This is a genomic window from Pseudomonas sp. OIL-1, from assembly GCF_010669185.1.
GTDB lineage: Bacteria > Pseudomonadota > Gammaproteobacteria > Pseudomonadales > Pseudomonadaceae > Halopseudomonas > Halopseudomonas profundi.
The window spans coordinates 1,123,184-1,136,399 of the sequence record NZ_CP048629.1; the positions used below are offsets into that span (position 1 = coordinate 1,123,184).

6 protein-coding genes and 1 pseudogene are annotated in these 13,216 nt (G+C 53.0%); 4 read left to right on the forward strand and 3 right to left on the reverse strand.

The window, feature by feature from the left end; translation table 11 throughout:
- The first annotated feature begins 56 nt into the window (after nt 1-56).
- Entirely contained in the window at nt 57-3,899 is a 3,843-nt protein-coding gene (locus tag G3M63_RS05125) for a DUF3427 domain-containing protein (protein WP_163982067.1), read from the forward strand.
- 246 nt (nt 3,900-4,145) lie between these two features.
- Here G3M63_RS05125 and G3M63_RS05130 read toward each other — a convergent pair whose 3' ends face one another.
- Nucleotides 4,146-4,805, reverse strand: a complete 660-nt coding sequence (locus G3M63_RS05130) for a lysoplasmalogenase (RefSeq protein WP_163982068.1) — start codon at nt 4,803-4,805, stop codon at nt 4,146-4,148.
- A 717-nt stretch (nt 4,806-5,522) separates the two neighbouring features.
- On the opposite strand from G3M63_RS05130, the gene G3M63_RS05135 reads away from it, so the two are divergent.
- Nucleotides 5,523-7,067: a hypothetical protein gene (locus G3M63_RS05135; protein ID WP_163982069.1), complete on the forward strand. Its 1,545-nt coding sequence runs from the start codon at nt 5,523-5,525 to the stop codon at nt 7,065-7,067.
- A 311-nt stretch (nt 7,068-7,378) separates the two neighbouring features.
- Nucleotides 7,379-10,786 (forward strand): hypothetical protein, encoded by a 3,408-nt coding sequence (locus G3M63_RS05140; protein ID WP_163982070.1) that lies wholly within the window; start codon nt 7,379-7,381, stop codon nt 10,784-10,786.
- A gap of 152 nt (nt 10,787-10,938) precedes the next feature.
- On the opposite strand, the gene G3M63_RS05145 is transcribed toward G3M63_RS05140, so the two are convergent.
- Together G3M63_RS05145 and G3M63_RS19495 are read right to left on the reverse strand one after the other, a co-directional pair.
- On the reverse strand, nt 10,939-11,748 hold the full coding sequence (locus G3M63_RS05145; protein WP_163982071.1) for a hypothetical protein: 810 nt from the start codon (nt 11,746-11,748) through the stop codon (nt 10,939-10,941).
- Between the two features lie 693 nt (nt 11,749-12,441).
- Nucleotides 12,442-12,537 (reverse strand): annotated as a pseudogene (locus G3M63_RS19495) (Cd(II)/Pb(II)-responsive transcriptional regulator); the annotation flags it as partial.
- On the opposite strand from G3M63_RS19495, the gene G3M63_RS05150 reads away from it, so the two are divergent.
- Entirely contained in the window at nt 12,525-13,175 is a 651-nt protein-coding gene (locus tag G3M63_RS05150) for a cation transporter (RefSeq protein ID WP_231702237.1), read from the forward strand. The pseudogene G3M63_RS19495 and the gene G3M63_RS05150 overlap by 13 nt on opposite strands.
- The last annotated feature ends 41 nt before the right edge of the window (nt 13,176-13,216 follow it).

The window sequence follows — 13,216 nt, forward strand, 5'->3', positions numbered from 1 at the left end:
ACTGGTAACCTGGCGAACACAAATCAGGCGCGAATCAGCAGTAAGGAAACTACCGCATGTCCGATACGCTGGGCTATTACGATGCCAATGCCGAAGCGTTCGTGGATTCGACCTTCGATGTTTCGATGGACGGTATTTATCGCGTCTTCCTCGCAGATGTAACCGCGGGTGGCCACATACTCGATGCGGGTTGCGGCTCTGGCCGCGACGCCATGCACTTTCATCGCCTGGGCTATCGTATTTCTGCATTTGATGCATCGCAGGCGATAACTGCCCTTGCACAACAGAAGACTGGATTGCCAATTGCTCATCGGTCTTTCCTTGATGTGGATGAACGCTCCGTTTACGACGGCGTATGGGCTTGTGCAAGCTTGCTACACCTTCCTGAAAATCAGATTCCCAGCGTTTTAGGTCGTCTCTGGATGGCTCTTAAGCCCGGGGGAACCCTGTATGCCAGTTTCAAATTCGGCGAGAGCGAACGAGAGAGCGATGGGAGGCACTTCACAGATGCTAACGAAGAAAGAGCCGCTCTGTGGTTTGAATGCATCGAGAAGGATCTGGAGATAAAATTCTGGCGGACCCAGGATCAACGACCAGATCGTGACGAGCAGTGGCTAAACATACTCGTGCACAAAGCTCCCGCAGTACATGAGCGGTTGACAGTAGGTGGGAGTCAGCATCATTTCCTGCCCAAACTCTGTCATGCGATCCGGTCATCAAATCAGGTCGATATGGCTGTGGCATTCGTGAAAACGACCGGCTTGAACCTGTTATTGCCCGATCTTCTGGATGTGCTGCAAAAAGAGAGGGAACCCGCGCCGGCAAGGGTACGAATTCTTACTAGCGACTACCTAGATATCACCGATCCAGAAGCCTTGCGCAAGTTGTCCCTGCTCCAAGACCATGGAGCACAAGTTGCGGTTTATGAAAGTAAGGGCAGTAGCTTTCATATGAAAGCGTATCTCTTTGCGGGCCGCCGTGGCGGCAGTCACTGGGGGAGAGCCTTTATTGGTTCAAGCAATATCAGTAGGCAAGCGCTTCAGGACGGGTTGGAGTGGAACTATCAGGTGGATTACCCGCCGGACACCGGCTACTTGGAGGCTGTAAACCGCTTTGATGAGTTGTTCCGGCACCCGAAAGTGGTTCCGCTTACAGATAATTGGATTGATGGATATGCAAGGCGGCGGGTTCCTCCGCCTCAGCCCGTTGCGCCTGGAAGCATGGAGCAGGAAGCTCTGCCAACTCCTAATGCAGTTCAGAAGGCTGCGCTGAAAGCTCTAGATGCCACCCGGGAGGAAGGCTACACGAGAGGTCTCGTGGTACTGGCAACGGGGCTTGGAAAAACGTGGTTGTCAGCCTTCGATTCCAAACAGTTGGGTGCGCGACGAATACTTTTTGTGGCGCACCGAGAAGAGATTTTGTACCAAGCGGCGGAGACATTTGTTCGGATCAAGCCAGATAGCCGCGTTGGGTTTTATATGGGGAAGCAGCGGGACCGCTCTGTCGATATCCTCTGCGCATCCATTCAAACACTGGGCAAAGAGACTCATTTGGAGCGGTTTGCTCCGCAGCATTTTGACTATATCGTCGTAGACGAATTTCATCATGCGGCCGCACCGACATATCACCGCCTTTTGAAACACTTTGCACCACAATTTTTGTTAGGGTTGACGGCAACACCTGATCGATCTGACCGCTCTGACATTCTTTCGCTCTGTGACGACAACCTTGTATATGAGTGCCCTTTGTTTGATGGTGTTCGGGGCAATTTTCTCGTCCCCTTCCATTACTACGGTATCTACGATGAAACCGTCGAGTATCAGGCAATCCCCTGGCGGAACGGTAAGTTTGATCCGGAATTATTGGCCAACAAACTCGCTACTATGGGGCGAGCGCGCCACGCCTTTAGGGTTTGGAGTCAACATAAACAGCTACGCACCATGGCCTTTTGCGTATCTCGCACACACGCTGACTATATGGCCAGGTACTTTCAAAAACATGATGTGCGGGCGGTGTCAGATCACGGCGATTCTGAAATGTCTCGGGGCGAGGCTCTGGAGTTACTTGACTCCGGTGGCTTGGATGTAATTTTCTCCGTTGATTTGTTCAATGAAGGTGTGGATCTGCCCGCGATTGACACGGTTCTGTTGCTTAGGCCGACAGAGTCGAAGGTTCTGTTTCTTCAGCAAATCGGTCGAGGTTTGCGTAAGAGCCAAGGCAAAAAACGACTCGTAATTCTTGATTTCGTCGGAAATCATCAGAGCTTTCTTCATAAGCCTCAGGCTCTGATGGGACAGGCGATGAATCTTCGGCAGCTGGCTGAGTTCGCTCGAAGGGCTGAGCAGAATAGACTCGACCTTCCTGAAGGCTGCTTCGTTAATTATGATCTGGAAGTGATCGACTTTCTGAAAGGGTTAGATCAGAAGGGCGCAGAGAAGGACTATCAGGCGCTGAAAGACACGCTTGGTCGGCGGCCTTCACTCACCGAGTATTATCATTTTGGTGCGAATATTACCCAGACTCGGAAGCAGCACGGAAGCTGGTTTGGTCTGCTAAATACCATGGGTGACCTCGCCGAAAAGGAAGAGGCGCTATTGACCGCGCATGAAGGGTTTTTTGTGGAAGTCGAGAAAACCTCCCTGACTAAGTCATTCAAAATGATACTTCTAGAAGCGTTTCAAGCAGTCAATGGTTGGGAGAAAGCGGCAGATCTCCCTGCGCTTGCACAGGAATCATGGAGAATATTGAAACGCCGGCCGCGATTATTTTCTGAGGTAGCCGAATCGGTTCGTCACTTCGATGGTGGTTCCACTGAATGGCAGCAGTATTGGAGAAAAAACCCGGTAGACCATTGGACAAACAAGTCGTCTGTTCTTTTTCACGTCGTAGAAGGGCGATTCGAGCCTGCGTTCACCGTTGAGTCATCTTCATTAGCGACATTCGAGTCTATGGTCCAAGAACTCATCGATTACAGAATAGCTTCCTATGAAGCACGACAAGGCTCCAAAACCGATATTGGCAACTCGAACAACGTCATCCCTATGTTGGCTAGCGATACGGCGCTTCCATATTTTCCAACATTGAAAATCGCCTGTGGCCACTTCAGAAACAGCACGGTCGATCAGTTAGAAGATGTGGAGTACCGATCTATTGGAAGCGGCCATGGCCGGCTGAACCGGGACAGACATTTTATTGCTAGAGCCTCTGGAGATTCCATGAATGGAGGAAAACGTCCTATCCATGACGGGGATTACCTATTACTGGAACAAATCAGCTCAGAATCGGCGGGGGCTATTTCTGACACCACGTTGGCCATTGAAAGATTGGACGAAGCTGGAGACACTCAGTACTTGCTAAGAACAGTTAGAAAGTCTTCCGGTGAATATATTCTCGAAGCCGCGAACCCTGAATATGATGATATTGCAGTCACACCAGAGTTTGCTGAGCAATTTAGAACTTTTGCGCGGCTCAATGATGTTATCTCACCGTTGGAGATGGCCCGCGGGCAAGAGTTGTTGCGAGAGGACATTCCTGCTTTATTCGGTACAGAATTTAATCCCGGAAACTGGCAGAGCGGTCACGTTTTCTTAAAGGAAGCCGGCGCCCATGTTCTGCTGGTCACGCTCAATAAGCAGGGAAAAGCCGCTCAGCATCGTTACGTCGATCACTGGGTTGATGAAACGACTTTCCACTGGCAGAGCCAGGCCTCAACGACACCCGCGGGTAAGCGCGGTTTAGAACTGATCAATCATGAGCGTCTTGGGCTATCCGTGCATTTATTTGTGCGTGAGAACAAACTGCGCAACGGCAAAGCGGCACCGTTCACATACTATGGGCCGGTCGACTACAAAAGCCATGAAGGTAGCGCGCCAATGAGTGTGCTGCTTAGTTTTCGATAGCCGCCCCAGTAGCTGTGATCGGAATCTCGACACGATTTGCTCTGCGCACTGATGCGGCATTGTTCTCGGAACCTGGTTTTTCGCCAAAGCGGGGGGTTCGTTGTCGCTGCGCAACCCCGCGCCTTGAAAGAGGTGTTCAAAGGTCGTCTCAGCACCGCCTGCGCTTGAATACCAATCTGGTTAGCGCACGTGGACGGGCTTGCCTACATAATCCGCGCCGCGCTCACCGACGGCGGCCCCAATGGCTCACTTGGTTAAAGCGCTAACCTGCCCGTTCAGCCTCACTACCCCCAAAACAATCAACGTTTGCCCCGTGAAGTAACAGATCACGATTACCGGGATGGCATAGGTGAAGGGCTGGGCAAACTTGTTTATCCCAATCAGCGAATCGGCAATCACGAATAGCATGGCGCCCAGCCAGAGCATATCTACCTTGTCATTTACCCGGCAGGCCATGAACGCCATGGTGTAAAGGCACAATAAATAGATTGCTACCGGTATCTGGTAGGCCCCAGCGGCGGGAACCAGCCACAGGACGAGCAGCAGGCTGTACAGCGTGACGGGTAGCATGCGCCAGCGCAGCCAGGGCTTGCCTCTGGCCATCAGCGCAAAGCCAGCGATAAATGCCAGCTGGTTGATCAGAAACGCACTCAGCGCCTGAATAAACAGGCCGTCCCGGGCACCATAGTCGAGAAAGAAGTCTCCCGCCGCTGCGGCAACAAATCCCACGGCCAGACATACGCCGATCTTGCCGGGATATGCGCGCCAGGCGAGCACGGCAAACAACAGCATGGGAATAGGCTTGAGTAGCCAGCTGAGCGGGTAGGGTTGGAAAGGTAGTAAAGCGAGGTAGATCAGCCCCAGTACAACGGCCACGGCAAAACACCGGCGCTCGAAGGCGGACATGAATGATTCCCTGAAACTGTTTTTGTTGTGCCTGCATGCTCGCGCCTGATGCACGGGCGGTCAAGTCGTCCGCCGCAGTTCGCCTACAACGCTTGATATGAGCACAGGGAGCAGCTGGAGGTGTGGCTGAGAAAGTGATTACAACGAGAGGAAATGGCGCACCCGACAGGATTCGAACCTGCCTTCGGAGGGCAGAAAAAATGATCTGGCACAGGATTATTTTATTATGCATTAAAAGTCACTAATGCAAGTTCTATGGCTATACTGTTGAAATAAAAGAATTATTAAGAATGTAAATCTGTGCCGTATTATGCGGATTTGAAGCTGGTGAGAATTTTACTTCAGAGAGTTGGCACAGAATATGGCGCATGGAATGTGTGCGCGCATGACATAAAGCTGCTCTAAGGTAGCCCCCGCATTGTATTAGAAGTTAGGCTGAACCAAACGTTGAATCAATCGAACATGACCAGCTGGGAAGGCTCCAAGCAAGCCTGAAAATCGTCTGAGTTGAATCATTCTGCGGGGGCTTTTTTGCGACCAATCCTCAACGAATACCAGTTCACAAGCATGAATCACGCCTAGCCTCATGGAGGCATCAACCCAAGGCTGATTAGTCATCATGATGCCCAAGATGATTTTAGTGCCGCAACCCACTGGCAGCTTACGACCAGCCTTGCTAGCCTCGACTAAAGATCCATTCTCTGGTTTAGGTGATCAATGCAGGCAAAGAAGGGATACGACTACTTCAAGGATTCTAGTGGCGTACTTACAAGCATTCTGGGAGATTCGCCACATGCAGTAACCGTTCGACAGATTGAAGATCTACTGGGCATTGATAATGATTTTCCCGCAGCCGTGAATCTGGTTGAGCGCGTGCTGGCTGTATTGTCGTCGATACCTGCCAAATCCACGCCGGTCAATGACTGGGTCGAGGCGCTGGCGTCCGTTCAAGAGGCAGGTAAGCGTCACCAGAACAAGCTGGTCTGGACGCGAGTAGATGCCACCACCCGTGCCGGTAATCCGCTTGGGGGGAAATTCAAAAAATATCCTCTTCCAGCCTTTCTGCTGCAGGAGCCCATGAGCGGCTTGGGAAAACAGGTCTTGCTGACTCAGCGCCTCTTTCTCGAGGTACTGATTCAACAGCAAAGTGCCAAGGGAATCCTCAGTCTGGCCGTCGACCTTCGGCAATTGATTGCCAACAGTAACCCGCGGTCAAGTATGGCGAAGCTGCCCCTGGATGTGTCCGGGGACTGGTCTGAGTGGAGTGTCTTTATTGATACGCTCCCCGTTACGGACGATGACCCGCTAAAGCGACTGCGCAATCTTCTTGAACGGCTTGCATCAGCAGGCACCTCAACGCCGGAACAGCCTGCTGCTGTGATTGCTCAACCCGATGTGGCGGAGCGGCGATCATCCCCGGGGGCTGCTATCAAAGATGCGATTCCGTCGTACCGTTTGCTGGTCACTGAGCCCGGAGACAGCCAAACGGCGGAACCGCCAAAGGCAGTGGCTTTGCATGTCTCGCCTGAGGAGATTGATCAGGATGAGCTGGCGTCTGAGCAGGAAATTGATGCAGAAGCGCGTGAAACACGTCACTGGATTTCCCGGCATCAACGGTTAACCCCTAACACCTATACCCGTCTAACAGTGATTGAACGTCGTTGGCTAGCTTCACGACTGTGCGAATACATGAACAGCGAGGATGCGGGCCTGCGTTTGGCCGCAGGTCTTGTGGCGCTGATATACGTCACGGGCATGCCCCTGGAAAATCTGCTTGAGACGCCTATTGGACCGGAAGGTGTCTTTGACGTTGGCGGCGAGTATCGGAGAAAGATACGGCTCCCGAGTAATGCCTATACACCTGACGCGGAGGTTGCCGAGCTGTTTCTCCCTCAAGAGCCTGTACTGACGTTGCAGTTGCCTCAGGCCGTGTCAGCCTGGGTGGCAGCATGTATTCAGCGGCGAGGTTGTACCTTGGCTGAGGCGTTGAATGTTGACGAGGCTTCAGCCAGAGGGCATGTAAAAAACCTATTGGATCGGGTCCGTGCCGGTGGGCGTTACACGCGTATTCGTTACGAGCGAATTCCTGCAGCATTGGCAATCGAATTGACCCTCAAATACCGGGATCTCGCGCTCGTTCACTATCTGGCGTCCGGGCCTGAGCAGGTATCGCCGATGATCAGTTATTACGTGGTCCACAGCCTGGAAGAGCTCCAGCATCGCTATCGTGGGGTCGTTGAGGACATGCTGTCAGCCGTATGAGCAGATCAGCCGTTACGGGGTTTTACCCTAAGCCGCAAGTGGTTAACGCGCTGCCCGAAGCCAGTCTGAAGGCGCTGCAGAATGCAATTTCCAGTAATGCCAGCCTGGCTGATCGGCACAATGCGTTTGTCGACTACTGTACGGCGGTGCTGTTTTGCTGTACCGGGCATCGAGCGGTCAGGGAGCCGTTCAGTGAGCTGCGTCACTTTGAACTGGATCTGGGGCTGCTGCTGATCTGTGACAAGGTCAGTGATGACAGTCGGGCCTGGCGGTTGGTGGCATTGCCGGATATGGCAGCGCAGCAGGTAAGAATGTATTCGGCTTACCTGCGTCTGCTGGCATCCAAGCTAAGCGCGAAGGCGCCGGCGAGCGGTCTGGCGTCGCAGATTTGGATGCTGGCCGAAGGCGGCACCCCCATGCCACTATTTTTTTATCTGCGTGAGAGTGAGGATGGCTGGGATCGGGTAACACCGTCAGCCCTGGCGTTACGCTGGCAAGACCGCTGGAGAATACCGATAAATCTGCTGCGGCACGTCACGGCAAACACGCTGCTGCATGCCTCTCAGCGGGCTGACTGGGTCAGCATTCAGCTGGGGCATACAGATGGGATAGATCACCCGCTGGGATCGACGTCGACCAGCTCGGTGCTGGAGACGCTGGCAAAGATACGGCCTTTTTTGAATGAAGGCCTGAAAATCGCTGGCTGGACTGTCGTTCCATCACCGCTTGACGGTGCGAGAATCAGGCATCGTCCTGAAATACCGTCAAAAACTGCTGCCGCAGAGAAGTCGGTTTTTGGCGCGCAGCGGCGTGAGGCCGAACGCAATCAGAAGAAGTCCACTGCTGCACAGTTGTTCAGGGCGCTATGGCAAGAGCGGTTCCCTTCGGGTTCCCCGCTGGACGTCGATGCCGTTCAGCAGATAGTAGAGCAGATTGTCGCTGAGGCTCCTAAGCGAGGCGTTTCGGTTAACTGGGGGCTTCAGCTGCTCTATCGCTATTTGCGAACTCGTTCCGGAGGGCTGGCAACTCTGCGAAGAGTTTCCCGAGTGCGTCTGATCGATGTTGAGCCTTCACCGTTTAATGCTGACACGTTGGAGAGCTATCAGGCTACGCAGCGTGCAAGAATCGCGTTTACCGGGTATCTGACAGAGCAGGGTAAAAAAGGGGCGCAGCCTGATTTTCATGTGCGGGTTGCCGAGATTGTTGTCAGCGCTGCGCTGTTTGGCGGCTTGGCCAATGCCGCCAGACTGAAGTGTCTGGGCGATGTGGTGCACGGCAATACCTATCGATTGCATGGGCATGAATTTGTTGATTTGCCTCTTGGTCAAGGGGCTGTTTTCAGGTGGTTCCCTGATCAGGTATCGCAGCGGCTAATCCATGGCCTTTTCAGGGCCGCTGCACCGGGTCTGGTAATCAGAAAAGCCGCTCTGGAAAAGGCCATCAAATCCCTCCTAAATGGCATTGGTGGCTCTGCGATCAACTGCCCGTTTGAGTGGTTGGCTAAATCATCCCGGGCTGCAGCTGTGCTTGAGATTCCCGGGTTTGTAGCCTCATGCCTGAGCGGTGATGTTCCGGCAGTATCGCTCCCTCTGCCTCAGTGGGTGAGGGTGGTGACAGGACGGCAACTTGTGCCTGACGAGGCACTGCCAGAAATCAGTAATGCCAACCTGGAACTGTGGTCTCCATCGACCAGCCAGGCGCGCAAACAGCGGCACACTGAGGGTGAGTCGCGTGCTTTTCTGTATGAGCTCCGCGGTTTGATTTCCAAGGCTAGACATGCTGAACGGGCTGGCAATCTGTCTGCTAGGAAGCGATCCAAACGAATGCTCTCGGACCTCCTGCAGAAGGCCTCTATAGACTCTGGGTGGTCAGCACTGCCCGTTATGCTGGCTGCCTGGACGGTTCATCTGTGTCAGCACGGAACACGAAGCAAGCGGGATCTGGCCTTCGCGACGGTTGAAAAATACGCCGTTCTGGTCTCTTCGCGTCTTCTGCCAGTGAGTACCCACCTGGATGTGGGGAGTCTGGATGAGGTCGCGTACGAGGAGCTGTATCTGCGCGCCGTTGAGCGAGAAAAGCCCGAGCGACGGTTTGAGCTGGCCTGCCGACTGAGCGAAATGCATGCGTTTTTGCGGGAGGCGTATCTTCTGGAGGATCTTGACTGGTCCGCCATAATGGCTGCCGCCGGTGGTGTTGCGCAGCCAGGCTTTGCCGATGCAAACCTTGTCACCTCAGCGGAGTACAGACGGGCACTGGCCGTGATAACTGCTGAGGCGACACTCGGAGACCGCCGGCGATGGCAGTATGCTGGTCTGCTCATTTTCGGGTTCCGCTTTGGCCTGCGTTTTGGCGAGGCGCTCAGGCTGGCTTATACCGATGTGCAGCGTGATGGAGAGTGTGTGTATGTCTGGGTCCATAACGCGATGTATGGCGAGGTAAAATCGCCGGCGGGTGTCAGAGTTTTGTTGCTGACAGAAAGACTGGATCCACTGGAACAGCAGGTGCTGGACCGCCTGCTCGCAGCAGGTGAGGCCGATTTTAGTGAAAACCCTGGTGCGATGCTCATGGCTGATCGCTCAGGATCTCAAGATCTGCTCGATCGGGCGGAGGCCGGCAGGCTCCTCAACGATTTGCTCCGTCGGGTAACGGGTGATCGCCGCACGCGGTTTCATCATCTGCGCCATGGCTGGGTGACACGAGCAGTGGCAGCGCAGGCCGTGCTGCCAATCCCGGGCTTTTCTGAGCATTTGTCGGACAAAGCCGAGTCGGAATTATTTGGTGATGCTGCAGGGTTTCCGCTGCGAAGTATTGCGGTTGCTGCAGGTCATGCCTCTGAGCGAACCACCTTGGGCAGTTACACCCACTGTGTGGATCAGTTGGCAACTCTATATCGAACAGTGCCGCAGCTCTCTGATCACGCCAAGGCCTACGCTGAGCAGGTCGCGAGCGCGACAATACGCACACGTCGGCGAACTACACGCAGGTCATCTGAGGGGCGATTACCTCCGATACCAGAGCCGGCCATTTCCACACAGTTGCCGCAGGATGTCACGATCGCTGACCTGCTAGGTTCGTTACCTGACATGCGCCGGCCGCGCCTGATTGATGTCGACATGCTGCTGCGCCGATTTCGCAACAGCGGCCAGCCTATCGAGTTTATAGCTGAAAATCTGGGATTGGATAAGGCTGCCTCCAGTAGCATCCTGAGAAAGGCTCGGGCCGTAGAAATGCGAACGGGCTACGACGGCTACAGGTTAGCGACGCAATCAGATGATCCCCTGGCTCTGGCATCCAGCAGTCAGCAGGTTGACCAGTATCGGCGAGAGACCGATGTGCTCAGTATTCGACTGATGGAAATTCAAAAGCGGTTTTCAGTGATGACAGCGTCAGAGCAAACCGTTCTTGTCGATGCCTTGGCCGTATGGGTTGAAACGGCCAATGCAGCGCAGTGGACATGTGATGTGATGCAGGGAGAGCAGTTGAGGGCGATCACGGATTTAGCCAAGTTTATGGGCGCTGAAATAGTTGCGACCCTCTCCAAGAAAACCGATACCGAAGCGGTGCATATATTGCTGAGGAGATATAGCATTAGCTGGGTTGTCAGGAATAGCTCAAATTTCAGTGGTATAGGCCTGAAACTTTCCAATCTAAACGGCCCAAACAGGGCGCTGTGGCGAGCGTTACTGGTGATGGCTGCAACATTGGAGTTGGATAACTAATGTTTTGTTTGAGATTAATAATCAATGCAGATTCATTGCGGTAAGTTGTCGTAGGCCATTCTAGTGTACACCTCAATATGGACTTGATCCTTTTTAGGGTTTGTGAAGTTCTGCGTGAAATTTCATTGGCTGGTTTTGAGTGGTGGCTAATTTCAGTCTTGTATTTTGAGTTGTTGCTGTTGAGGGTTTTCTGTGGCGGCGACAACTCGTAGTAGCGTATAGTTGGACGCTTTTTTTGCGCCGTTAAAAAATTTGTAGTTTGTGGAAACTTGTAGGTTAAGGGTTGTGAATTCGAGCTGTGCATGCAGTAATTCTGTGCGATGCTCGGGTGGGAAAGTTATTTTTTTGAGTTTATTACCGGCTTTTACTAGAGCGTGTCGTGAATGGTCGCAGACATGCATAATCTCAGCTACTAGGATTTCCTCTGCCTCGTCTCTCAGGCGACCGCTTATGCCGCGCGGTGGCGTGACGACCGGCGAGGTCACCATGCCTAGATCCGCTCCGGGCTGAGCGCCTGCGGGCAGGTACTCGCGTAAAATCTGCGCCAGCTCAGCTACAGGGGCGCGCGCATAAATTGTTGTGTCGGTGCTGTCAGCGGGGTTCCCGGCGCGGATCGCAATTTCGGCTGCCTGTGCAGTGGATGCAGCGATGAGGTTTAGTGCCTCGCATGCCTCAGAGAAAAGTGCGGTAACGGTTGTCCGGATCTCGGGGATGAGCTCCAGTTGTTGCTCCTCCAAATGTGCGCGTACGATCAGGCTCACACTAGTATCGTCCGCACGCTCAACTGGTTCTAGTTGTACGAGATCGCCAAAAATTGGCTGGGCCCTAGTAATAAGTGTCGCTAGCATTTGCTGTGATCTACGAATTTCTTTATCCACTAGAGGCCACTCGATATGGTCGCCGTTGCGATAAGCCGTGGATATCGGCAGGCGATAAATTTCAATACTCGAAGATTCACTCATTTGTACGCCTAACAGCAATTTGTGGGTATGCGTTAATTATCTGCTTGCATGTAAAGCTAAAACCAAGTCGGGGAGTTTTCAATAGGGATGAGGGCGAAATTTTTAAAATGATAGAATTTGGGTGATGTTTTCACGGTATAATAATACTTAATAATAATTTGCAGAACGCAGCTGTGGTTTTGGTCATATTGTGACGCAATATTCCTGACTATTTTAGTGAGGTGGCGGAGGAAGTAGTGCTTTATTCGGCTGCTGAAGTTTTTAAAGTGAAGTGCTCTGCGATTTATTGATGCTGCTAGGCATTGCCAGCTGATACTCAGCTCAGCTGGCTCAGTGAGTTGGAGGGGGTCGATGGTTGAGTGCGTTCAGACACGTACACACTGGACGGAAAATCACTCTGCTGCTAGGGATGGGTGTTAATTGACCCGCAGGCATAAACACGACAGAATGCTGTATATTCAAACAGCATTAGGTGTATGGCATGTCTTGCATTCTGCTGGGTGACTATGCGTCTCTCTCACGCCTGAAAATCCCATTATTTCTGGAGCGGGTATCGGCTGGCTTTCCTTCGCCAGCCCTTTTCCCATATCGTTTTTTATATCAATGCGCAGGCCTGTTTTAATAAACATATATAAAACAATGATATACCGGATAAATAATCGATCTTGCCTACCTTAATAGCGCTGACAACTATCAGCGCGGTTCGCTTCCTTCACTGATTCCCGCCAAGATCCCACAATCGGTTGCTTCGCGCTTATCCGAGCAACGCCCTCTCAGTGCAACAAGCTGCGGGGGCTGCCCTTTTCAAAAGTGGCTTTCTTTTACTATTCAGCATCTTAATTATCGGTGAAGCCATCCGTAAGAGCTTCTTGGGCGTGGTGCCAGAGGCGGGGTGGATGGGTCTGATCGGTCTTGTTGCGCTCGCCGCCAACCTGAGCTGCCTGGCGTTGCTTTATAGTCACCGCAGCGACGACATCAATATGAGCTCGACTTGGTTGTGCTCGCGAAACGATGTTATCGCTAACCTAAGCGTGTTAGGCGCGGCCGGGCTAGTCATGCTGACCCAGTCGCAGTGGCCGGATCTGATCGTTGGGGTGGCACTCGCGCTACTGTACCTGCACTCTTCCGTTCAGGTCGGGCGGGATGCTTGGCCAAAGTGGCGCGGTCGCGATGAACAGCAAGGCGCTGGCAGTGAAGCTGGTGTCGTAGCCCCATCGAGTAGCTGCTGTAAACCTGATGCCGTGACGAAGCAAGAGGCCGGCTGTGAAACGAATGCCGTGGCACAACCGGCCGGCTGTTGCGAAAGCCGCACCGTAACGCCCGCAGACACTTGCTGTGGAACGGGTTCGACAGAGGCTTTTTACAGACAGGGCATTTCCCATCCGAGAGCAGATGCAGCAGAAAAAAAGCGAGGGAGCCCTAAATGACAAAATTGTCATTTAAGGCTAATCCTCTCGTCAGGCTTGAA

Bases quoted from the DNA above. Each gene is read 5' to 3' on its own strand.
- G3M63_RS05125 (WP_163982067.1), top strand. From the start codon at position 57: ATGTCCGATACGCTGGGCTATTACGATGCCAATGCCGAAGCGTTCGTG.
- G3M63_RS05130 (WP_163982068.1), bottom strand. From the start codon at position 4,805: ATGTCCGCCTTCGAGCGCCGGTGTTTTGCCGTGGCCGTTGTACTGGGG.
- G3M63_RS05135 (WP_163982069.1), top strand. From the start codon at position 5,523: ATGCAGGCAAAGAAGGGATACGACTACTTCAAGGATTCTAGTGGCGTA.
- G3M63_RS05140 (WP_163982070.1), top strand. From the start codon at position 7,379: ATGTATTCGGCTTACCTGCGTCTGCTGGCATCCAAGCTAAGCGCGAAG.
- G3M63_RS05145 (WP_163982071.1), bottom strand. From the start codon at position 11,748: ATGAGTGAATCTTCGAGTATTGAAATTTATCGCCTGCCGATATCCACG.